Annotated in this window: 19 protein-coding genes; 9 read left to right on the forward strand and 10 right to left on the reverse strand. The window is 68.3% G+C overall.

Going from position 1 to position 21840, the window contains the following annotated elements; genetic code table 11:
* The first annotated feature begins 72 nt into the window (after nt 1-72).
* Entirely contained in the window at nt 73-450 is a 378-nt protein-coding gene (locus DTA22_RS12940) for a hypothetical protein (RefSeq protein WP_037241721.1), read from the forward strand.
* A gap of 102 nt (nt 451-552) precedes the next feature.
* Here the strand turns inward: DTA22_RS12940 and cspE are convergent, their stop codons facing one another.
* Nucleotides 553-756: a transcription antiterminator/RNA stability regulator CspE gene (cspE, locus tag DTA22_RS12945; RefSeq protein ID WP_005244612.1), complete on the reverse strand. Its 204-nt coding sequence runs from the start codon at nt 754-756 to the stop codon at nt 553-555.
* Between the two features lie 233 nt (nt 757-989).
* Here cspE and DTA22_RS12950 point away from each other — a divergent pair, with 233 nt between their 5' ends.
* Nucleotides 990-1823, forward strand: coding sequence for an alpha/beta fold hydrolase (locus DTA22_RS12950; RefSeq protein WP_112299662.1), 834 nt, complete (start codon nt 990-992; stop codon nt 1821-1823).
* A 20-nt stretch (nt 1824-1843) separates the two neighbouring features.
* On the opposite strand, the gene hutG is transcribed toward DTA22_RS12950, so the two are convergent.
* From hutG to DTA22_RS12970, 4 genes are read right to left on the reverse strand one after another with little or no spacing between them, the layout of a single operon-like run.
* Entirely contained in the window at nt 1844-2806 is a 963-nt protein-coding gene (gene hutG, locus DTA22_RS12955; protein ID WP_112299663.1) for a formimidoylglutamase, read from the reverse strand.
* Nucleotides 2803-4026 carry an imidazolonepropionase gene (gene hutI / locus DTA22_RS12960; RefSeq protein WP_112299691.1) on the reverse strand — a complete coding sequence of 408 codons (1224 nt, stop codon included), beginning with the start codon at nt 4024-4026 and terminating at the stop codon, nt 2803-2805. Before hutI ends, hutG begins: the two co-directional genes overlap by 4 nt.
* A gap of 47 nt (nt 4027-4073) precedes the next feature.
* Nucleotides 4074-5750 carry a urocanate hydratase gene (gene hutU / locus DTA22_RS12965; RefSeq protein WP_037241713.1) on the reverse strand — a complete coding sequence of 559 codons (1677 nt, stop codon included), beginning with the start codon at nt 5748-5750 and terminating at the stop codon, nt 4074-4076.
* A gap of 59 nt (nt 5751-5809) precedes the next feature.
* Complete coding sequence (locus DTA22_RS12970; RefSeq protein ID WP_112299664.1) at nt 5810-7246, reverse strand: purine-cytosine permease family protein; 1437 nt, start codon at nt 7244-7246, stop codon at nt 5810-5812.
* Between the two features lie 229 nt (nt 7247-7475).
* On the opposite strand from DTA22_RS12970, the gene DTA22_RS12975 reads away from it, so the two are divergent.
* Both DTA22_RS12975 and hutC read left to right on the forward strand, forming a co-directional pair.
* Complete coding sequence (locus DTA22_RS12975; protein WP_112299665.1) at nt 7476-12155, forward strand: NAD-glutamate dehydrogenase; 4680 nt, start codon at nt 7476-7478, stop codon at nt 12153-12155.
* Between the two features lie 105 nt (nt 12156-12260).
* A complete protein-coding gene (hutC, locus tag DTA22_RS12980; protein WP_112299666.1) occupies nt 12261-13025 on the forward strand; it encodes a histidine utilization repressor in 765 nt (254 codons plus the stop codon).
* Here hutC and DTA22_RS12985 read toward each other — a convergent pair.
* Complete coding sequence (locus DTA22_RS12985; protein ID WP_128640014.1) at nt 12958-13602, reverse strand: helix-turn-helix transcriptional regulator; 645 nt, start codon at nt 13600-13602, stop codon at nt 12958-12960. The two genes, hutC and DTA22_RS12985, sit on opposite strands and share 68 nt — an antisense overlap.
* Nucleotides 13603-13739: 137 nt before the next feature.
* Here DTA22_RS12985 and DTA22_RS12990 point away from each other — a divergent pair, with 137 nt between their 5' ends.
* Complete coding sequence (locus DTA22_RS12990; RefSeq protein ID WP_112299667.1) at nt 13740-14966, forward strand: glycosyltransferase family 87 protein; 1227 nt, start codon at nt 13740-13742, stop codon at nt 14964-14966.
* Nucleotides 14967-15084: 118 nt separating this feature from the next.
* On the forward strand, nt 15085-15366 hold the full coding sequence (locus tag DTA22_RS12995) for a DUF2277 domain-containing protein (RefSeq protein WP_112299668.1): 282 nt from the start codon (nt 15085-15087) through the stop codon (nt 15364-15366).
* 51 nt (nt 15367-15417) lie between these two features.
* On the opposite strand, the gene ipdC is transcribed toward DTA22_RS12995, so the two are convergent.
* From ipdC to echA20, 4 genes are read right to left on the reverse strand one after another with little or no spacing between them, the layout of a single operon-like run.
* Entirely contained in the window at nt 15418-16479 is a 1062-nt protein-coding gene (ipdC, locus tag DTA22_RS13000) for a (3aS,4S,5R,7aS)-5-hydroxy-7a-methyl-1-oxo-octahydro-1H-indene-4-carboxyl-CoA dehydrogenase (protein WP_112299669.1), read from the reverse strand.
* A complete protein-coding gene (gene ipdB / locus DTA22_RS13005; protein ID WP_112299670.1) occupies nt 16476-17237 on the reverse strand; it encodes a cholesterol ring-cleaving hydrolase subunit IpdB in 762 nt (253 codons plus the stop codon). The genes ipdC and ipdB overlap by 4 nt, the downstream gene beginning before the upstream one ends.
* Complete coding sequence (gene ipdA / locus DTA22_RS13010) at nt 17234-18124, reverse strand: cholesterol ring-cleaving hydrolase subunit IpdA (protein WP_112299671.1); 891 nt, start codon at nt 18122-18124, stop codon at nt 17234-17236. Before ipdA ends, ipdB begins: the two co-directional genes overlap by 4 nt.
* A 5-nt stretch (nt 18125-18129) precedes the next feature.
* Nucleotides 18130-18906 (reverse strand): (7aS)-7a-methyl-1,5-dioxo-2,3,5,6,7,7a-hexahydro-1H-indene-carboxyl-CoA hydrolase, encoded by a 777-nt coding sequence (gene echA20, locus DTA22_RS13015; protein ID WP_112299672.1) that lies wholly within the window; start codon nt 18904-18906, stop codon nt 18130-18132.
* A 114-nt stretch (nt 18907-19020) separates the two neighbouring features.
* On the opposite strand from echA20, the gene DTA22_RS13020 reads away from it, so the two are divergent.
* From DTA22_RS13020 to DTA22_RS13030, 3 genes are all read left to right on the forward strand, one after another.
* Complete coding sequence (locus tag DTA22_RS13020) at nt 19021-19803, forward strand: SDR family oxidoreductase (protein WP_112299673.1); 783 nt, start codon at nt 19021-19023, stop codon at nt 19801-19803.
* Nucleotides 19800-20714, forward strand: a complete 915-nt coding sequence (locus tag DTA22_RS13025) for an SDR family oxidoreductase (RefSeq protein WP_112299674.1) — start codon at nt 19800-19802, stop codon at nt 20712-20714. The genes DTA22_RS13020 and DTA22_RS13025 overlap by 4 nt, the downstream gene beginning before the upstream one ends.
* Nucleotides 20715-20915: 201 nt before the next feature.
* Nucleotides 20916-21779 (forward strand): LLM class F420-dependent oxidoreductase, encoded by an 864-nt coding sequence (locus tag DTA22_RS13030; protein ID WP_112299675.1) that lies wholly within the window; start codon nt 20916-20918, stop codon nt 21777-21779.
* Nucleotides 21780-21840 lie beyond the last annotated feature (61 nt).

Here is a 21840-nt window from a genome sequence, read left to right on the forward strand (position 1 = left end):
CACGGCAGGGGAGCGGGTACTCGACCACGGACGGCGGCGCACAACCCGTGCGGCACGGCAGAGGGAGGCATCATGCGCGCGATCACGCGAGGGATCGTCACCGTGGGAACACTGATCGGCGCCGTACTCGCAGGCGCGGGGACGGGCGTCGCGGAACCCGGCGCCGTGCCGTCCGGCACCTATCAGGGAACGACCACCGCGCCGGCGGGGGAGTTGATCTGGAAGGGCAAGACGTTCCAGGGCGGCACGGTCGTCAACAACTTCGCGTTCGGCCTGACCGGACTTGCAGGCACGACCTCGCAGGACGGGAACGGAAACACCGTCATCGATTACAGCCCATCCGGTCTGGGGTTCCTGACCGACAGGATTTCCCCCAACGCAGACGGGACCTACACCGGGGCCGTGTACGTCAACGGCAACCAGGTGGGAAGTTTCGGCCTCTCGAGATAGCTGTCTCGGGGCCTACTACGACAACGAGGCCGCACCGCTCGGGTGCGACCTCGTCGTCACAGTGGCATCTGCGACCTTGTCACAGTGTCATCGGGGCGTCGGTCAGACGGCCCGGACATTCTGGGCCTGCGGGCCCTTCTGGCCCTGTCCGACCTCGAATTCCACCCGCTGGTTCTCCTCCAGCGACTTGTAGCCGCTGCCCGAGATCTCGGAGTAGTGAACGAACACGTCCGCGCTGCCGTCGTCCGGCGCTATGAATCCGAAGCCCTTCTCGCTGTTGAACCACTTCACAACACCCTGCGCCATACCGTTCACTCCCTGCAGTTGCCGCCCGGGACCTCACATCGAGATCCCGTTCGCGTGGATATCATCCTCGCATCCTGGCGCGCGTGCTTCCAGTGGTACGCCCACGATTCCTTCGGATCCGGGGCGCCGTACCAGGTCTGCGCAAGAAATTTTCCTGGACGACCGATGATTCTGCCCGTCGGCGGCGGTCCTACCTGCGACCGATAATCATCGCCCCGAACGAGGAGAACCCGATGAATCGCACACCGACCGCCACCGCCGCTACCCGGATCCTCGACGTCCCCGGTGCCAGGCTGTACTACGAGGTCCGGGGCACGGGCCCCGTCCTGGTGCTCGTCGGCGCTCCGATGGACGCCGACTCCTTCGCGCCCGCGGCCGATCTGCTCTCGTCCGACTACACCGTGCTCACGACGGACCCGCGGGGCATCCACCGCAGCCCGGTCGACGACCGCGACCGCGATTCCACCCCCGAGATGCGTGCCGACGACCTCGCCCGGCTCCTGAGGCACCTCGACGCAGGCCCTGCCGTGGTGTTCGGCTCCAGCGGCGGCGCCGTCAGCGCGCTCGCGCTCGTGCAGGCGCATCCCGAGCTGGTCCACACTGTGATCGCCCACGAACCGCCGCTGGACGAGCTCCTCGACGACCGCGAGCAGCTGCGCGTGAAAACCGACGAGATCATCGACACCCACCTCGCCGGGGACGTCGTGGGGGCGTGGAGGAAGTTCCTGGCCCTGGCGAACATCCACCTGCCCGAGGAGGCGTTCCAGCAGATGTTCGCGGGCGAACGGGATGCGCAGACCGAGGCGGACGACTACTTCCAGCATGCGCACATGCTGCGCCCGACCACCCGCTGGTGCCCGGACGTCACCGCCCTGCGCTCGGCGCCCACCCGCCTCGTCGTCGGTATCGGCGAGGAGTCGGGTGGCCAACTCTGCGACCGTACGTCGCGGGCGCTCGCCGCCGAACTGGGCGTCGATCCCACCCTGTTCCCCGGCGACCACATCGGCTTCGCCCACGACCCCGCCGCGTTCGTCACCCGCCTGCGCGCCGTGTTGCGGGCGGCCTGAACGGACGGTCCGGACCGGCCTCAGCGGACGATGGGAATCCGCTTCGTGACGATCCGATGGATCATCCGGGCGGCGGTGCGGGCGGTGCGGTTGTCGACGTCGAACGACGGATTTAGCTCGGCCACATCGCACACCGCGAGTTTTCCGCTGGCGGCGACCGCGTCGCACACGAATTGGATCGTCTCCGCGGGCACGCCGTACGCGGCGGGAGCGCTCACTCCCGGCGCGACCGCGGCGGGAAGCACGTCGAGGTCGATGGTGAGGTAGACGAGATCGACGTCCGACAGGAACTCGCTGACGAAGACGGCCACCCGGTGCCGGTCGGAGACCGAGCAGTCGTCGTCCAGGAGGTACCGGACGTCGTATCCGCGTGCGGTGTCGAACAGCGCGGTGGTGTTGCTCGGCTGGCTGATCCCGAGCACGGAGTACTGCAGGGCGGTGCCCGCCGCATGTTCCTGTTCGAGGATCTGCCGGAACGGTGTGCCCGAACTCGGGACCGGATCGGACCGCAGGTCGAAGTGGGCGTCCAGGTTCAGGATCCCGATCCGCCGCTTGGGTGTGCGGACGGCTGCCTGCGCCAGACCGAGGTACGTGCCGTAGGCAACCTCGTGGCCGCCGCCGAGGACCACCGGGAACTGGCCGGCGTCGAGGGTTGCGGCCACCACGGCGCCGAGAGCCATCTGCCCCGCCTCGAGGCGGTTGTCGGTGACCGCGACGGTGCCGGCGTCGTACGCGCGGAGCGGCTCGGCGAGCGCCATCGACGACAGCGCGCCCCGCAGCGCGTCCGGGCCGCGGGCCGCCCCGCGGCGGCCCTTGTTCCGCTCCACACCCTCGTCGCTCGAGAAGCCGACGAACACACAGGCGCCGGGCTCGGCGCCGTCGTGAAACGGCGTGACCGCCTGATGCCAGCGGAGGTGGTGACTCGACGTGCCGTCCTCCCTGCCGACCCAGGGGGGTGGGGGAATCAGCAGGTTCTCCATCATCGCAGGGCCCTCGCTTTCTCGTGACCGGTGTGCGCGGACCAGGCGAGTTCGCCGCCCCGCCACACATCGCTGACCAGGGGGACGCCGGGCCGGTAGGCCAAGTGTAGGTACGACGGCGCGTCCAGGGCGAGGGCGTCGCCCCGCGCCCCGGGACGCAGGACCCCGACGTCGGCACGTTGCAGCGCGCGAGCCCCGCCCGCGGTCGCCGCCCAGATGGCTTCGTCCGGGGTCATGTGCATGTCCCGCACCGCGATCGCGATGCAGAACGGCAGGCTGGTGGTGTAGCTGGTGCCGGGGTTGCAATCCGCACCCAGCGCCACCGTGACACCCGCGTCGAGCAGGGCCCGGGCGTCCGGGTACTTGTTCCGGGTCGAGAAGTCCGCGCCGGGCAGGAGAGTGGCCACCGTCGAACTCTGTGCCAGCGCATCGATGTCGGCCTGTGTGGTGTAGCAGACGTGGTCGACGGACGCGGCCCCCAGTTCGACGGCGAGCTGGACTCCGGGGCCCTCGCGGAGCTGGTTGCCGTGGACGCGGGGGATCAACCCCTTCGCCATCCCGGCGGTGAGAACGGCGTGTGCCTGATCGCGGTCGAACGCGCCGGTCTCGCAGAACACGTCGATCCATTTCGCCTGCGGTGCACAGGCGTCGATCATTTCCGCGCACACCATGGCGACGTAGTCGTCGGCCCGACCCGCGTATTCCGGCGGCGGGACGTGGGCGGCGAGCAGCGTCACCTCGTCGGTGAGGGACGCCGCGATCTTCGTGCTGCGCAGTTCGTGCGCGACCGTCTGCCCGTACCCGGTTTTGCATTCCACGGTGGTGCTGCCGGACCGCAGGGACTCGTCCAGCAGCCGCCGCGTGTTCGCCTGCAGCTGTTCGTCGGTCGCATTCCGTGTCGCCTCGATCGTGTTGCGGATGCCACCCGCCGCGTACGGCTGGCCCGCCATCCGCGCCGCGAATTCCTCCGCGCGTTCCCCGCCGAACACGAGGTGCGAGTGGCTCTCGACGAAGCCCGGGAGCACCGCCCGGCCGTCGAGATCGTGCCCGACGTCCCCGGCCGGCGCCGAGTCGGCGCTGCCGACCCAGGCCACCACGCCGCCGTCGAAGACGACGGCGGCGTCGCGGATCAGCCCGAGCGGACCTTCCCCCACTGTCGGGTCGTTGGTCACCAGGGTGCCGATGCCGGTCAGCACTGTGGAGCGGGAGGTGTTCGCTGTCACTGCTGTTCCTTCCAGTGGTTCGAAAATGCGGTCGCTCGGGCCTGCGGTCATCCTTCGGACATCGGCACGCGCACGCCGCGCTCCTTGGCGACGTCGATGGCGTGGTCGTATCCGGCGTCGACGTGCCGGATGACGCCCATGCCGGGATCGTTGGTCAGGACCCGCTCCAGCTTCTCGGCGGCCAGGTCGGTGCCGTCCGCGATGCACACCTGACCGGCGTGGATGGACCGTCCCATGCCGACGCCGCCGCCCTGGTGGATGGACACCCACGACGCGCCCGACGCCGTGTTGACGAGTGCGTTGAGCAGCGGCCAGTCGGCGATCGCGTCGGAGCCGTCGAGCATCGACTCGGTCTCGCGGTACGGGGACGCGACGGATCCGGAGTCGAGGTGGTCGCGGCCGATGGCGACGGGCGCGGACAGCTCGCCGGACGCCACCATCTCGTTGAACTTCAGGCCGGCCTTGTGCCGTTCGCCGTAGCCGAGCCAGCAGATCCGGGCGGGCAGACCCTCGAACGCCACCTTCTCGCCCGCCATCGTGATCCAGCGCTTGAGGTGCTCGTTCTCGGGGAACAGTTCGAGGATCGCCTTGTCGGTGGCGGCGATGTCCTTCGGGTCGCCCGACAGCGCGGCCCAGCGGAACGGGCCGAGGCCCTCCTCGAACAGCGGACGGATGTAGGCGGGCACGAATCCGGGGAAGTCGAATGCGCGGTAGTAGCCGGCTTTGCGGGCCTCGTCACGGATGGAGTTGCCGTAGTCGAACACCTCGGCGCCCTTGTCGAGGAAGCCGACCATCGCGGCGACGTGCCGTGCCATCGACGCGCGGGAGTCCTCGGTGAATTTCACCGGGTCCTTGTCGGCCATCGCCTTCATGTCGGCGAAATCGACCCCGAGCGGCAGGTACGACAGCGGATCGTGCGCCGACGTCTGGTCGGTGACGATGTCGATGGGGGCGTTCATGGCGAGCAGTTCCGGGAAGATCTCCGCGGCGTTGCCTTCGAGGCCGATCGACAGCGGGCGCTTCGCGTCGCGGGCCTCGATCGCGAGACGCAGGGCGTCGTGGATGTCGGTGGCCTTGGTGTCGAGGTACTTGTGTGCGATCCGGCGGTCGATGCGGGTGACGTCGCAGTCCACGCAGATCGCGACGCCGTCGTTCATCGTCACGGCGAGGGGCTGGGCGCCGCCCATGCCGCCGAGTCCCGCGGTCAGCGTGATGGTGCCGGCGAGCGTGCCGCCGAAACGTTTCCGGCCGACCGCGCCGAACGTCTCGTACGTGCCCTGCAGGATGCCCTGCGTGCCGATGTAGATCCACGACCCGGCCGTCATCTGCCCGTACATGATCAGGCCGAGGGCGTCGAGCTTGCGGAACTCCTCCCAGTTGGCCCAGTCGCCCACCAGGTTCGAGTTCGCGAGGAGGACGCGGGGAGCCCACTCGCTGGTGCGGAACACACCGACCGGCTTGCCGGACTGCACCAGCATCGTCTCGTCCGACTTCAGGGTCTTCAACGTCCGGACCATCGCGTCGAACGCCTCCCAGCTGCGCGCGGCCTTGCCGGTGCCGCCGTAGACGACGAGGGAGTCGGGATGCTCGGCGACCTCGGGGTCGAGGTTGTTCATCAGCATGCGCAGGGCGCCTTCTTGCTGCCAGCCGAGTGTCGTCAGTTCGGTGCCGCGGGGCGCCGACACGTGGCGGGGTCCGGAAACCGGAGGCGTCGTGGTGGTCATGTCGTGTACTCCTTGATGGTCGAACGTGGGAGAGGGGAAAGTCTGGGTGTCGGCGTGATTCACAGTCGTGAATCCGCCATCGCGGAATTCGCGGGATAGATCATCGAGGCGGGTGGGTTGCTGCTGCGCCGGGCGAGCGGGTAGTAGATGGCGCCGGTGAAGACGATGCCGACGATCCACGAGATGTCCGCGCCGCCCAGCATTTCCGTGACGGGTCCCGTGTAGAGCTTCTGGGCGAGGAACGGGATCTGCGCGAGAACGCCGACGGCGTAACAGATCATTGCCGTCTTGTTCCAGCGGCCGTAGCGGCCCGCCGGGTCGTACAGCGCCGGGATGTCCACGCGCTCCTTGGAGATGAGGTAGTAGTCGATCAGGTTGATGGCGCTCCAGGGGGTGAAGACCATCAGCAGCACGAGGACGAAGTTCTTGAAGTTGTTCAGGAAGTCGGCGCTGGCGCCGATCGCGATCAGCATCGACACGGCGACGAACCCGATGATGTACAGGGTGCGGGCCCGGGACGAGATACGCGACTGTCCGTTGAAGGCGGTCACCGTGGTGAGGATCGACATGAAACCGCCGTAGGCGTTGAGGCAGTTGACGGTGAGCTTCCCGACCAGGATCACCAGGTAGATCATCAGGGCGATCGCGGCGGGTCCGGCGAGTTCACCGATGAATCCGACCTGGTCGCTGAGGAACGCATCGCCGGCGACGGCGGCGACGAGCGCGCCCAGCGTCATCGACCACTGTGAGCCGATCACGCTGCCCGCGAACGTCGACCAGAACGTCGTCCGCTCGCTGGTCGAGCGCGGCAGGTAGCGGGAGTAGTCCGCGACGTACGGTCCGAACGTCAGCTGCCAGCCCGCGCCGAGCGAGATCGCGAGGAGGAACGTGACGATGTCGAAGCCCTTGTTCCCGACGAACGCGGCCACGTCGTACTCGGCGAACAAGCGGATCGCGAGGTAGGTGAACCCGAGGATGCCGACGACGGTCGCGATCTTGCCGACCACGTGGATGAGTTTGTAGCCGGTCACCGCCACGAACGCGGTCATCGCGCCGAAGATGAGGATGCCGACCGTCGGGCTGTCGATGTGGAGGATCTCGTTCACGGCCTGACCCGCGAGGACGCTGCCGGTCGCGGCGAAACCGAGATACATCAGGACGACGAGAACCAGCGGTAGCACGGCGCCCAGAACGCCGAACTGGGCCCGGCTCGAGATCATCTGGGGCAGGCCGAGGCGCGGTCCCTGGGCGGAGTGCAGTGCCATGACGGCACCGCCGAAGACGTTGCCGATCAGCAGGCCCACGATGGCCCACAGCGCGTCGGCGCCGAAGACGACTGCGAGGGCGCCGTCGACGATCGCGGTGATCTGCATGTTGGCGCCGAACCAGAGTGTGAACTGGCTGCGCGGAGATCCGTGGCGCTCGTCGTCCGGGACGACGTCGATGGTGCGACGCTCCGGCGCGAGGCTGATCTCGGGAGGTCCCTCGTGTGTCATAGGCCCTGTGTCTCTCTGTGACGAGTCCGGCGCTGCTGGGTCGGTCCCGGGTGCTCTGTCCCATGTCCTGAATCCAGTGTGCTCTGACTCACGTTTTTTATCGCCTTAGATGTATAGTCCTGTATAGACAACCCCCTGTCAAGCGTTCTCCAAGGACCCAGCCGAGAGGCGTGCCGGCCCGCCACTGCACCAGTCGGGAGTGTCGATGCTCCCGACGGAAGGTACTGACATGAGAGTAATTTCGACGTCCTCACATTCGCTCGAGCGCGATGAACAGCAGTTTTCCGCTCCGGAAGCGCCCGTGCGTTTCCGCGACCTCTACCTCCGCGCCGCCGGTCATCCCTCTGCCGACGGCGCAGATCCGGAGGCGCGTGATCGCATCGCGAACACACATCTCGAGACCGGGTGGAACCGGAACCCCGGGACCGCGGTGGTGCGCGGAATCAACGCAACAGACCCCAGCGGGATCGGGCCTGCGGTGCAGATCGTCACCGACGACATGGCCCTGCTCGTCGAATCGGTACTGCTGACCGCGGCCAGGGTCGGCGCACCGATCGAGGAGGCGCTGCATCCGGTCCTCGTCGCCCGCCGCGCGGAGTCGGGCACCCTCACCGACCTTCTGCCTGCCACCGACTCGGGGACGCCGGAGTCGTGGATTCACGTCGGTCTGCGCTCCGACACCGCGAACTCCCTCGTCGCCGCGCTGGTCGAGGCGTTGAACACCGTCCTCGTCGACGTGCGCCGGGTGGACCGCGATCTGGCGCGCATGCGCGAACTCCAGATCCAGGTCTCCGAACAACTCGACTCGCAGAGCGGGCAGGACTCGTTGTCCGAAGAACTCCGCGAGGCCGCCGACTTCCTGCGCTGGTGCGAAGCGGGCAACTTCACCGTCCTCGGGTACGCGCGGTACGGCGCCGACGGTGCACCCGAGGAGAGTCTCGGCGTGCTCCACGACCGGGAGGGCGATCGGGCGCCGGCCACGGAACCCGGCCCCGTCCTCGCGATCGGGCAGGCGGCCCTTCCGGTGTCTGTGCACCGTTCGTCGTACCCGTCGGTGGTCGGCGTCCGGGCCGGAGGAGTGGAGCACCGCTTCGTCGGCGCGTTCACCCCGGCGGGCAGGCACGAGAACGTCCTGGACATTCCGGGTGCGGGACGCCGGGTGCGGGCCCTGCTCGACCGTGCCGGTTTCGACATCGACTCCTTCTCCGGGCAGGCCGTGCTGCAGGTCGTGCAGGCGCTGCCGCTGACCGAGTTGTTCGCGGCCAGCCCGGACTCGCTGCATTCGGCCCTCACCGAGGTCGCCGGCATCACCGCGCGTGAACACATTCACCTCTTCCTGCGCACGGACGTCCCGGGCGAGAGCATGTCGGCACTGGTGTTCATTCCGCGAGATCGGTACAACACGCGCACGCGCCTGGCGGCCCAGCGCGTCCTGCTGGACGAACTGGACGGCACCGCAGTCGAATACACCACGAACGTGTCCGAGTACCCGCTGGCGATGGTGCACTTCACGATGCGGGTCCCGGCGGACACCGAGGTGACGGACACCCGGCGACTGGAGATCCAGCGTCGGATCTCCCGGGCCTGCCGGACCTGGGACGACCGATTCCACGACGAACTCGACACAGCCGAACGCGATCTCCTCGCGCATTATTCGGAGCATTTCCCCGAGGTGTACAAGCACGACTTCGACGCCCGGCGCGCCCGTGCCGATCTGGCGGTGTTCGAGAGGCTGACGGACGGCGCGATCGAAACGCGGCTCGACGCTAACGCGGCGGAGTGGCGCTTCACCTTCTTCGTCGGCGGTGCACCCGCCTCCCTCAGTGACGTTCTCCCGATCCTGCAGAGCATGGGTGTCGCGGTTCTCGACGAGCGTCCGTACACGGTCGCGAACAGTCGCGGAACGGTGTGCTGGATGTACGAGTTCGGGATTCGCTACCCATCGCCGGGGCCGGTGGACGACGCGCTGCCGGGTCGCTTCACGGAGACGTTCGCCGCGGCCTGGGAGTCCCGGGCCGAGACGGACAGTTTCAACGAACTCGTACTCCGCGCCGGCCTGGACTGGCGTCAGGTGGAGGTGCTGCGGGCATACGCGCGGTACCTCCGGCAGGGTGGATTCCCGTACAGCCAGAACCACATCGCGACGGTCCTCGGTGATCATCCGGAGATCTCCCAGGCACTGATCCGGCTGTTCGCCGCGAGGTTCGATCCGGACGGCACAGCGGAGTGCGGTGACCTGATCGCGTCGCTGGAAACGGCGATCGGCGACGTCCTCGGCCTGGACGCCGACCGCATCCTGCGCGCCTACCTGAATGTGATCCTGGCGACGCTGCGCACCAACCGCTACGCCCCCTCGGGCCGGGAACGTCAGGTCCTGTCGTTCAAATTCGATCCGCAGCGGATCCCGGAACTGCCGCAGCCGCGGCCCCGCTTCGAGATCTACGTCTACTCGCCGTGGGTCGAGGGCGTGCACATGCGGTTCGGGGCCGTGGCGCGCGGAGGATTGCGGTGGTCCGACCGCAAGGAAGACTTCCGCACCGAGGTGCTCGGCCTGGTGAAGGCACAGGCGGTCAAGAACTCGGTGATCGTGCCCGTCGGCGCGAAGGGTGGGTTCGTCGTCGCGCGTCCGCCGGCTCCCACCGGCGACCCGCTGCGGGATCGGGACGCCCAACGCGCCGAGGGCGTTCGCTGCTACCGCAGCTTCATCAGCGGACTGCTGGACGTCACCGACAACGTGGACCTCGCGACCGGTGCCGTGATCCCGGCGCAGCGGGTGGTGCGGCACGACGGCGACGACACGTACCTCGTCGTCGCCGCGGACAAGGGCACCGCGACGTTCTCCGACATCGCCAACGACGTTGCGGCACAGTACGGGTTCTGGCTGGGTGACGCGTTCGCGTCGGGCGGATCCGTCGGCTACGACCACAAGGCGCTCGGCATCACCGCCCGGGGCGCGTGGGAGAGCGTGAAGCGCCACTTCCGCGAAATGGGTGTCGACACCCAGTCGCAGGAGTTCACGGCCGTCGGGATCGGCGACATGAGCGGCGACGTGTTCGGCAACGGAATGCTCGCGAGCCCGCACATCCGGCTCGTCGCAGCATTCGACCACCGTCACGTTTTCCTCGACCCGAACCCCGACGCGGCCACGTCCTTCGCGGAGCGGGAACGGCTCTTCGCGCTGCCGAGGTCGTCGTGGGCGGACTATGCGCCCGGTCTGATCAGTGCCGGCGGCGGAGTGTGGGAACGATCGAGGAAGAGCGTTCCGATCAGCGAGGAGGCGCGGCGCGCACTCGGACTGAGCCCCGGGACCTCCGAACTGTCCCCACCCGACCTCGTCCGCGCGATCCTGCAGGCTCCGGTCGATCTGCTGTGGAACGGCGGCATCGGGACCTACGTGAAGTCGGGCACCGAAACCCATCTCGACGTGGGAGACAAGGGCAACGACGGCGTCCGCGTCGACGGCGCCGACGTCCGGGCCCGGGTGGTCGGCGAGGGCGGCAACCTCGGCTTCACCCAGCTGGGACGCATCGAATTCTCACGCTCCGGAGGACGAATCAACACGGACGCCCTCGACAACTCGGCGGGCGTGGACTGCTCCGACCACGAGGTCAACATCAAGGTCCTGCTCGACGCTCTGGTCAGCGGCGGTCGTCTCGCCGCCGACGACCGCGCCGGTCTGCTCGCCGAGATGTCCGGGGAGGTGTCACGTCTCGTGCTCTCCGACAACGTCGCCCAGAACGACGTGCTGGGCACGAGCCGGGCCGACGCCACCGCGTCCCTCACGGTGCACGGACGGCTCATCGGCCATCTGGAAAGCCGCTACGGTCTGGACCGCGCCATCGAGGTGCTTCCGTCCAGGAAGGAGATCGCCGCCCGGGAGCGCGCGGAGACGGGACTCACCTCGCCCGAACTCGCGACCCTCATGGCGCACGTCAAGCTGGCCCTGAAGTCGGACCTGCTCGCCGGCGACCTGCCCGACAGCCCGGCATTCGCGGACGCCCTCGCCGGGTACTTCCCGCGCAGGCTCCGGGAGTCCTTCGGCGACGCCGTCGGCGACCATCCGCTGCGCCGGGAGATCGTCGCAACGGTCCTCACCAACGACGTCGTCGACAACGGCGGCATCACCTACGCCTTCCGGCTGGGCGAGGAGGCCGGAGCGAGCGGCGCCGACGCCGTGCGGGCCTTTGCGGTGGTGTCGGCCGTGTTCGACCTGCCGTCGCTCCGGCGCGACATCCGGGACGCCGACCTCGACGCCGCGCTCTCGGACGACCTCACGCTGTTCACCCGGCGGCTGCTCGACCGTGCGTCGCGCTGGATGCTGACCCGCAGGCCCCAGCCGCTCGCGGTCGGGGCCGAGATCAGCCGATTCCGTGACCGCGTCGCGGACCTGACACCGCACGTCGCGGGCTGGCTGTGCGGTGAGGACGCGGAGAATCTCCGGAGTCGCACGGCCGCGCTGGTGGCTCGCGGTGTCCCCGTGGACCTGGCCGGGCGGGTGCAACTGCTCCTGGATCGGTTCGCGCTGCTGGACATCGTCGAGATCGCCGACATCACCCAGCGCGATCCCCGCGAAGTGGCCGAGGTGTACTACCGACTCGGGGAGTGCCTCGGGTTGGTGCACCTGCTCGTGGGGGTCTCGCAACTGGGACGGGGAACCAGGTGGAACGCGCTGGCCCGGTTGTCGCTGCGCGACGAGTTGTACGACACCGTCCGGGCGCTGTGCCTCGACGTGATCTCGGGCAGTGAGGTGATCGACACGGCGGAACAGAAGATCGGGGAGTGGGAGGACCGCAACGCCGCCCGGCTGGCGCGCGCCCGCCACACGCTCGACGCCGTCACGGAATCGGGGGAGCACGACCTGGCCGCCCTCTCCGTCGCGACCAGACAACTGCGCAGCATGGTGAGGTGACACGGGGCGCACCGCGCGATGAGGGCTTGCCCGTGCAGTCGGCCGATAGACTGCAACGGCCGACTGCACGGGAAGTTCATCGGTGTTGCAGAGGGATGGGTGTCAGTGGTGGTGGAGATCGCAGTAGTCGACGCGGAGCTGGCTGCGTTGTACAACGGACCGGGGACGGAGTCGGCCCCGGCGTACGAACGCGTCAAGCAGCTGATCGTGTCGCAGATCAACGCCGGCCGCTGGCAGGAGGGCGATCAGCTGCCCTCGGAGAATCAGCTCGTGGGCGCTCTGGGTCTGTCCCGCATGACCATCAACCGCGCGCTGCGCGAACTCAGCGCCGAGGGCCTCGTGGTGCGCCTGATGGGTGTGGGGACGTTCGTGGCGGCCACGAAGACGGCATCGTCCCTGTTCGAGGTCAAGAACATCGCGGACGAGATCCAGCAACGCGGACACCGCCATCGCACCGAAGTGGTGTACGTGCGTGAGGAAGACGCCGATCCGGCGAACGCCTTCATCCGGGATTCGATCCGCGGCAAGGTGTTCCACTCGCTGATGATCCACTACGAGGACGACACACCGATCCAGCTCGAGGACCGGTTCGTCAATCCCGCCGAGGCGCCCGGGTATCTCGACCAGGACTTCACCCAGCAGACACCCAATCACTATCTGAGCGTGGAAGCTCCGCTGACGAGGGGCGAGCACGTCGTCGAAGCGATCCTCGCCTCACCCGACGAATGCCGGCTCCTCCATGTCGAGCGCACCGAACCGTGCCTGATGATCCGGCGTCGCACATGGTCCTCGCGGGGGCTCGTCAGCGCCGCGCGTCTCGTCCATCCCGGTTCGCGGAATCGGCTCGAAGGGACGTTCGGGACGGGCTGACATCGTGTGGGGCGGGCCAGGTGAGGCGGCCCGCGTGGATGTCGGAGATCGTCGACGCGATCCAGGCGAGTTCGCCCCGCGCCGCGTGGAGTGCGTAGTCCGCTTCGACGACGAACAGCGCAGGCACTCCGTCGTCCAGCACTCGGGTGAGCCGCTCCTGGTCGGATTCGATTCTCGCGGTGAGTCGCTCGGCGCGTTCGGTCAGCGCGTCGACGGCGCCCGCGCGTCCCAGCGCGCCGAGGTAGCTGATCGCCGCGAAGAACGGGGAGAACTCTCGTGCGGCACTGCGGATCTGGAGGTCGAGGCGGTTCACGAGTTCCGCGCGTCCGGTGTCGGTGAGGGCGTAGACGGTGCGGGCGGGCCGACCTTCCCGTTGTGCACGTTCGTGTTCCTCGATCCAGCCGACCGCGGCCAGGGCCGCGACGACATTGTTCAGCGAGCCGCGATTGAGCGGCCACTGGCCCTCCTCGCTGCGGTCGCGCAGCGTGACCTCCAGTTGGTACGGGTGCATCGGCGATTCGAGGAGCAGGCCGAGCACCGGCAGGACGAGGGGGTTGTCGAGGACGCGTCCGGGCATGGTTGAAATATATCGGTCTGAATAAACTATGACGAAGTGCGCGCTTCGGGCACCATGACCTCGCCTTTGTCACGATTGGGTCACGGCCCGCTACGGTGGATCGTTGACCACGACGCCGATCATGAAAGAACAAATTCTTGTTACAGAGTGAATCGAAGTTCAGGGCTTATCGTCTTCACGCCGTCGCGCTCCTCGTGGGCGTCCTCTCCTTGGGGGCGGTGGCCTACCGAGAGTTCGATGCGGCGACGGGCTACCTGATGGACCTCTCCGTGTTCCGCGACGCCGGCTACGCCTTCGTCAGTGGACTGCCGCTCTACTCCGCGGACTTCCCGAGCAGTTCCGGGTTCAGGTTCATCTACGCACCCTTCGCGGCGATCCTCTTCGCGCCGATGGCGGAGATCGACCCGGCGGTCCTGCAGGCGCTGTGGTGCGCCCTCAACCTCGGACTCGTGTGGTGGATGGTCAAGGTGGCGCTGTCGAAGCTCGACGTCGGACGCCCCGAACTTCTCGCTCTGCTGTCCATGGGGCCGGTGCTTCTGCTCGAGCCGATGCGCTCGAACTTCGACTTCGGTCAGATCAACATCATCCTGATGGCGCTCGTGGTCGCCGACTGCACCGGTGTGATCCCGAAGCGGTTCCGCGGAGTCGCGATCGGCCTCGCCGCGGCCGTCAAGATCACCCCGGCAGCCTTCCTGCTGGTCCTGCTCGTCCGCCGCGACTTCCGCTCGATCGGACGATCCCTCGCCACGATCCTGGTTACCGTCGGCCTCGGCTTCTGGCTGCTGCCGCAGTCGTCGATGTGGTTCTGGACCACCGAATTCTTCGCCACCGGCCGTGCGGGTGCGCCCGACTTCTTCCGCAACCAGGCCGTCACCGGCGTCATCGCGCGGCTCGGCGCGGAGGGCCGGCTGGCCAGCATTCTCTGGGTGCTCAGCGCAGCCGTCATCGTGTCCGCCGCGGCGTGGTCGGCGTATCGCTTCACCCGGTCCGGTGAGCACCTGATCGCGCTGTCGATCGTGGCCCTGGCGTCCCTGCTCGCCGCGCCGTTCGCCGTCACCCACCACTGGGCATACAGCATCCTGTTGATCCCGATCCTGATCGCACCGCAGTACCGCAGCTGGCGACCCCTGATCGGCACCGCGACCCTGATCTTCCTGATCGGCCCGAACTTCGTCCTGCAGTCCTCGTCGTCCGGCTGGGTGGAGGCGGCCGTACGTGAGGTGATCGGAAGCTCGCAGTGCCTCATCGCGCTGGTCCTGCTCGGAGCGGCAGTCGTGGCCGCACGGTCCCGCACCCCGCTGCCGGACGTCGAGACGGACGCCGTGCCCGCGGACGACGACGCGCTGGAGCCCGCCCGCAGCTGAGGCCGCCCCACCCCCCCGGCGGGCGAATGTACCTTCCGGCGCCTCAGGTGCGCCGAAAGGTACATTCGCCCAGCGCCGAGGAGCCGCGGAGAGGGCCGAGCGGCGCTATCGTCGAGTCATGTGCCGAAACATCACCGAGCTGCGCGGACTCGAACCGGCGGCCACCGCGGAGGAGATCGAGGCGGCGGCGCGTCAGTACGTCCGGAAGGTCAGCGGAATCCAGAAGCTGTCGGACGCCAACCGTGAGCCCTTCGAGGAGGCGGTAGCCGTCGTCACCGAGGCCACCACGAAGCTGCTCGCGGCACTGCCGCCGCGGAAGCAGCCGCCGCAGACGGTGCCCCCGCTGCGACGGCCGGAGGTCCGGGCGCGGATCGCGGCGAAGGCTGCCGCGTCCTCCTAGCCGGACGAACGGGACGCTCGTTGCGTCTGATCGAACGAGCGTCCCGTTGGTTCAGGCGCGCAGGGCGCCGAGCGCGTCGATGCGTTTGATCGCGTCGGCGACGATGCCGTCGATGAGGTCCTTGCACGTGGGCAGGTCGTCGAGCAGTCCGACGACCTGCCCGGAGGCGAGGACGCCGGCGTGGGTGTTGCCCTCGACGAGCCCGGCCTTGAGCAGCATCGGGGTGTTGGCGGCCATGATGATCTGCTGCCAGGTGCGGTCGCTGGACTTCTTCATGGCGAGGCCGTCCTTGACGAGGGTCGACCATTTCATGCCGGTCATGGCCCGGAACTTGGACGCGTTGCGGGCGGCCGCGACCAGGCCGCGCACGTTCCCGGAGTGTTCGAGGCTGTTGACGAGGTCGGTGTTGAGGACCCGGTGGGGCATGCCGTCGACCTTGCGGGAGACGGTGGTGTCCTGCAATCCGCGGGCGAGGTATTCCTGTTTGACGGAGTCGGGGACCGTCGATTCCTGGGTGAGCAGGAAGCGGGTGCCCATCGCGACGCCGGCGGCGCCGTAGGCGAGGGCGGCGGCGAGCCCGCGTCCGTCGTAGAAGCCGCCCGCCGCGACGACGGGGATGTCGACGGCGTCGAGCACCGACGGCAGTAGCAGCGTGGTGGCCACCGGGCCGGTGTGCCCGCCGCCCTCGCCGCCCTGCACGATCACCGCGTCGGCGCCCCACGACGCGACCTTCTTGGCGTGTTTGGCGGCACCGATCGACGGTATGACCACCACCCCGGCGGCTTTCAGCTTCGCGATCAGTTCCTGCTTCGGTGCCAGCGCGAACGACGCGACGCGCACGTTCTCCCGGATCAGCAGGTCGATGCGTTGCGGGGCGTCGGACGCGTCGGCGCGGATGTTGACCCCGAACGGTCTGTCGGTGAGGGTCTTCGTCTTGGCGATCGCCGCCTCGAGTTCGGCGTACGTCATCGTCGCCGACGCCAGGATGCCGAGACCGCCGGCGTTGGCGGTGCCCGCGACGAGCCGCGGTCCGGCCACCCAGCCCATCCCGGTCTGGACCACCGGGTGCTGCACGCCGACCAGTTCGGTCAGCGGCGTTCTGAGACTGCTCATGCCGACACCTCCCGGTCGCGCAGGCTGCGGGGGTCGAGGACCTCGCGGATCAGCCGCAGTTCTTCGTCGGTGGGTTCGCGGGTCACGCCGGCGTCGGCCAGCCCGGCCACCTCGAACGAGGTGTTGCCGGCGACCTGGTCGGCGGTGACGCCGGGGTGCAGCGACAGCGCCCGGAACGTATGGTCGGGTCCGCCGAAGTCGAACACCCCGAGGTTGCTCACCACCCGGTGCAGGTGATGGAAGCGGTAGGCGGGGTTCTCCGGGTCGATCTGGTCGTAGCCGACACCGGAGACGATGTCGACCTTGTCGCAGAACACCCGTGAGGAGTGTTTGCCCACCCAGTAGCTGGTGGGGTGGTTGATCGTGTTGCCGGGAGCGCCGCGGACGCCGAACATCTGACGTGTCGGCTGCTGCAGCGGACCGAACGCCGACAGGTTCTGGTTGCCGTGCCGGTCGATCTGGTTGGCGCCCATCACCACGTGCCGCCGGCCGGAGGCGACGACGTCGAACACCTTCCGGAACGGCATCCAGCCCTCGATCGGGGCCTTCGCGCCGACCGCGGGGGTGTCCGCGAAGATCAGGGCCTCGCCGTCGGTGATCAGCAGGTCGGGTTCGGTGGTCAGTCGCGCGAGCCGGGCGCCGATCAGGGGCAGGGTGGCCATCGGGCTGGCCATGATCTCGCCTGCCCCGGAGAAGATTTCGGCGCACGCGATCGCGCAGTACTCCGCGCGGGTGACTTCGGTGATCGTCTCGCTCATGCCTGCTCCTCTGCAAATTTCTTCACGGCGGCCTGGTAATCGTCCTCGCTGCCGGACAGGTAGGTGTCGACGAACTGCTGCCACGCCTCGGGGGTCTTCGCCGATTCGGCGTAGTGGCGCTGGAACTTCTCGTCGCGGCCGTAGCTGTCTCCGGCGAGGGTGAAGTGGGCGCCGTTCGGGGCCTCCACCACGCCGTCGACCATCATGCGGTTGAGGATGAGGTTCTGCAGCGGAACGGTTTTCACCAGTTCCTCGGTCTCCACCACGCGTTCGACGGAGACGAACCGCTTCTCGGCGGCCGCGCAGTACAGGTCGTCGAAGTAGGGGTCGACGCCGGTGTAGGCGGCGTTGCCGTGCTTGTCGCCGAGGTTCAGATGTACCAGTGCCGCATCGAGTTTCAGGGCGGGCATCGCGATCAGCGTCTCCGACTTGCCGGACGCGTCCGGGTAGGGGGAGGTGACGGTGCGCAGTTCGTCGCCCCAGAAAGCCCGGACGTCGGAGCCGAGCCCGGCGCGGATCGGCAGGAACGGCAGCCGGGCGGCGGCGGCCTCGAGGCCGCACTTGACCATGCCCTCGTCCATTTCGCGGACCTCGATCTCACCCGCGGTCCGCGCCTTCGCGAACCACGGGTCGTAGAACGGGGCCGAATCGAGGGACACGAAACCGTAGTACGCCTTCCTGACCTTGCCCGCCGAGCACAGCAACCCCAGGTCGGGGCCGCCGTAGGTGACGACGGTGAGGTCGGTGACGTCCGAGCGCAGCAGCGCCCGGACCAGCGCCATCGGCTTGCGGCGCGAACCCCAGCCGCCGATGCCGATGGTCATGCCGCTGCGCAGTTCCCCGACCGCGTCGTCGAGCGACATCCTCTTGTCGCGCTTGCTCGCCATCGATGTCAGCCTTTCCTGTTGTTCGAGTTGGAGCGGGGCTTGCCGGTTTCGACGAACTCGTCGCGGTGCTCGTCCGAGACGCCGGCCAGGTTGAGTTCGAAGGTGTAGCCCTGCTCGAGGCGGTAACTGGTCTTCACGTCGACGGGGTCGATGCCGTTGATGGCTTCCTTGGCGCAGCGGATGACCCGGGTGTCCTTGGCCGCGATCTTGGCGGCGATGTCGCGGGCGGTGTCGTCGAGTTTCTCGCGCGGCACCACCTCGTACACCGATCCGAAGTGCTGGAGTTGCTGGGCGGTGACGTTCTGCGCCGTGTAGTACAGCGTGCGCATCATGTGCTGGGGGACGAGGCGGGCGAGGTGGGTGGCGGCGCCGAGTGCGCCGCGGTCGACCTCGGGCAGTCCGAAGACGGCGTCGTCGGACGCGACGATCACGTCGGCGTTCCCGACCAGGCCGATGCCGCCGCCGACGCAGAATCCGTTGACCGCGACCACGACGGGCACGGCGCAGTCGTAGACGGCGGCGAACGCGGCCGCGCAGCCGCGGTTGGCGTCGACCAGTGCGCCGTATCCGTCGGTGGCCTGCATTTCCTTGATGTCGACGCCGGCGTTGAACCCGCGTCCCTCCGCTCTCAGGATCACCACGTGGGTGTCCGGATTCCGCCCCGCGTCGAGTACGGCGTCGGCCAACTCGAACCAGCCCCGGGACGGGATGGCGTTCACGGGCGGGTAGTCGACGGTGACCGTGGTGATGCCGTCTCCGTCGGTGGTGGAGGTGATGCCCATGGCATGTTCCTAACGTCTTGTACCGAACCAAGCGATTGCTTGGTAAGTTAGCACATGTGCGGGCCGGAGAGCTCTGAGCTGGGCCTGCGAGAACATGCAACAGCGGAGGTATTCGTGGATTCAGGTCTGGACGGGGCGATCGTGCTCGTGACCGGCGGCGTTCGCGGGGTGGGCGCGGGCATCAGCCGTACCTTCCTGCGGGCGGGCGCGACGGTGGTGGCCTGTGCCCGCCGCCCGGGGGAGGCGGCGGTGGAGGCGGACGGCCGGGAGGTCGAATTCCTGCCGTGCGACATCCGCGATCCGGAACAGGTGCAGGGCCTCGTCGATCGGATCGTGGAGCGGCACGGCCGGCTGGACGTCCTGGTCAACAACGCCGGTGGAGCGCCCTTCGCGCTCGCCGCGGATGCGAGTCCGAAGTTCCACTCCAAGATCGTCGAGCTGAATCTGCTCGCCCCGCTCCTGGTGTCGCAGATCGCGAATGCGGTGATGCAGAAACAGGATTCGGGTGGCGCGATCGTGAACATCTCCAGCGTCAGCGGCTCGCGACCGTCGCCCGGCACCGCGGCGTACGGTGCGGCGAAGGCGGGCGTCGACAGTCTCACCAGCAGTCTCGCGGTCGAGTGGGCGCCCAAGGTGCGGGTCAACTCGGTGGTCGTCGGCCTCGTTCGCACCGAACTCGCGCATCTGCACTACGGCGACGAGGCGGGCATCGCGGCGGTCGGGGACACGATCCCGCTGGGCCGGATGGCCTGCCCCGAGGACATCGGCAACTGCGCGGTGTTCCTGGCTTCACCGCTGGCGGCGTACGTCAGCGGTTCGACACTGACCGTCCACGGCGGCGGAGAACGTCCCGCCTTCCTGGCGGCAGCTACAGCATCTACAGAGGAGAAGGCATGAGTGGAGTGGTCGACGGTCGCGTCGTCATCGTGACGGGCGCCGGACGCGGAATCGGACGTGCCCACGCGCTGGCGTTCGCCGCCGAGGGCGCGAAGGTGGTGGTCAACGACATCGGAGCCGGTATCGACGGATCCGCCACCGGTGAGAGTCCCGCCGAGCAGGTGGTCGCGGAGATCGTCGCCGCGGGTGGCGAGGCCGTCGTCAACGGCGACGACGTCGCGGACTGGGCCGGCGCCGAGAATCTGATCAACACCGCCATCGACACCTTCGGACGCCTGGACGTCCTGGTGAACAATGCCGGGTTCCTGCGCGACCGCATGCTCGTCGGGATGAGCGAGCAGGAGTGGGACGCCGTCGTGCGCGTCCATCTGAAGGGGCATTTCGCGACGCTGCGCCACGCCGCCGCGTACTGGCGCACCGAGGCGAAGGCGGGCAACCCGGTCGACGCCCGGATCGTCAATACCAGTTCCGGTGCCGGACTGCAGGGTTCGATCGGGCAGGGCAACTACGCCGCCGCGAAGGCTGGGATCGCGGAGATGACCATTCAGGCGGCCGCGGAACTGAAGAACTACGGCGTCACTGTCAACGCGATCGCCCCGGCCGCACGCACCCGGATGACGGTCGGCGCGGGCGGTGCGATGGCGGAGGCGATGGCCGCGCCCGAGGAGGGGTTCGACGCGATGGCGCCGGAGAACATCTCCCCGCTCGTCGTGTGGCTGGGCAGCACGGAGTCGAAGGATGTCACCGGACGCGTGTTCGAGGTGGAGGGAGGCAAGATCACGGTCGCCGAGGGCTGGCGGCACGGCCCCACGCAGGACAAGGGAGCGCGCTGGGAACCGAAGGAGATCGGGCCGGTCGTCGCCGACCTGCTCGCGAAGGCCGAAACCCCGGTTCCGGTGTACGGCGCCTGAGTACGTGAGTGGCGAAGTGTGCCGGGGCACGCATTGCCACTCACCTGCACCGGACGGACGGGACGCTCGTTGCCTCAGATCGAACGAGCGTCCCGTTCGTCCGGCTGCGCGGAGAACTGGAGTGGTGTTTGGACACATTGATAAACAGGTGTCCAGAAGTTAGGGTGCAGGAAGGAAAAGGCTCTCGGCCAAGGAGAATTCGTGAAATTCGGCATAACGTTGTTTACGAGTGACCGCGGGATCGGGCCGGCCTCGGCCGCGAGGGGTGCAGAGGCCAACGGATTCGACTCGTTCTACGTGCCCGAGCACACGCACATTCCGGTGAAACGCGATGCGGCGCATCCTCAGACGGGTGACGCGTCGCTGCCCGACGACCGGTACATGCGCACCCTGGACCCGTGGGTGGCGCTGGCGTCGGCATCGGCGGTCACCGAGCGGATCGAGCTGGGGACGTCGGTGGCGCTGCCGGTCGAGCACGACCCGATCACGCTGGCCAAGACGATCGCCTCGCTCGACCACCTCAGCGGCGGACGGGTGACCCTCGGCGTGGGGTACGGGTGGAATCTGGACGAGCTCACCGATCACAATGTCCCGCCGGGACGGCGCCGGACGATGCTGCGCGAGTACCTCGAGGCGATGCGTGCGCTGTGGACGCAGGACGAGGCGTCCTACGACGGCGAGTTCGTGAAATTCGGTCCGAGCTGGGCGTGGCCCAAGCCGGCCCGGGTGCCTCCGGTGATCGTCGGCGCCGCCGGTAACGACAAGAACTTCCGGTGGATCGTGAAGTCGGCCGACGGGTGGATGACCACTCCGATCGAGCAGGACATCGACGACCGCGTCGCCACGCTGCGACGGATGTGGCGAGAGGTCGGCCGGGACGGCGAACCACGGATCGTCGTGCTCGACGGCAAGCCGGACGTGGACAAGTTGCGTCGGTGGAAGGACCTCGGCGTCACCGAGGTCGTGTACGGACTGCCCGACCGCAGCGAGGAGGACGTCCTGGCGTATCTGGGGCGTCTGTCCGGAAAACTCGAGGGATTGCGCGAGTCGACCGCGGTGGGGTGAGTGAGTGCGGTTGGATGGGATGAGGGCACACCCCGAGTAAGAACGTGTTCTAGTATTGCTT

Origin of the sequence: Rhodococcus wratislaviensis, from assembly GCF_900455735.1 — a bacterium.
In the GTDB taxonomy this organism is placed as follows: domain Bacteria; phylum Actinomycetota; class Actinomycetes; order Mycobacteriales; family Mycobacteriaceae; genus Rhodococcus_F; species Rhodococcus_F wratislaviensis.

Bases quoted from the DNA above. Each gene is read 5' to 3' on its own strand.
- DTA22_RS12940 (WP_037241721.1), top strand. From the start codon at position 73: ATGCGCGCGATCACGCGAGGGATCGTCACCGTGGGAACACTGATCGGC.
- cspE (WP_005244612.1), bottom strand. From the start codon at position 756: ATGGCGCAGGGTGTTGTGAAGTGGTTCAACAGCGAGAAGGGCTTCGGA.
- DTA22_RS12950 (WP_112299662.1), top strand. From the start codon at position 990: ATGAATCGCACACCGACCGCCACCGCCGCTACCCGGATCCTCGACGTC.
- hutG (WP_112299663.1), bottom strand. From the start codon at position 2,806: ATGATGGAGAACCTGCTGATTCCCCCACCCCCCTGGGTCGGCAGGGAG.
- hutU (WP_037241713.1), bottom strand. From the start codon at position 5,750: ATGACCACCACGACGCCTCCGGTTTCCGGACCCCGCCACGTGTCGGCG.
- DTA22_RS12970 (WP_112299664.1), bottom strand. From the start codon at position 7,246: ATGACACACGAGGGACCTCCCGAGATCAGCCTCGCGCCGGAGCGTCGC.
- DTA22_RS12975 (WP_112299665.1), top strand. From the start codon at position 7,476: ATGAGAGTAATTTCGACGTCCTCACATTCGCTCGAGCGCGATGAACAG.
- DTA22_RS12985 (WP_128640014.1), bottom strand. From the start codon at position 13,602: ATGCCCGGACGCGTCCTCGACAACCCCCTCGTCCTGCCGGTGCTCGGC.
- DTA22_RS12995 (WP_112299668.1), top strand. From the start codon at position 15,085: ATGTGCCGAAACATCACCGAGCTGCGCGGACTCGAACCGGCGGCCACC.
- ipdC (WP_112299669.1), bottom strand. From the start codon at position 16,479: ATGAGCAGTCTCAGAACGCCGCTGACCGAACTGGTCGGCGTGCAGCAC.
- ipdB (WP_112299670.1), bottom strand. From the start codon at position 17,237: ATGAGCGAGACGATCACCGAAGTCACCCGCGCGGAGTACTGCGCGATC.
- ipdA (WP_112299671.1), bottom strand. From the start codon at position 18,124: ATGGCGAGCAAGCGCGACAAGAGGATGTCGCTCGACGACGCGGTCGGG.
- echA20 (WP_112299672.1), bottom strand. From the start codon at position 18,906: ATGGGCATCACCTCCACCACCGACGGAGACGGCATCACCACGGTCACC.
- DTA22_RS13025 (WP_112299674.1), top strand. From the start codon at position 19,800: ATGAGTGGAGTGGTCGACGGTCGCGTCGTCATCGTGACGGGCGCCGGA.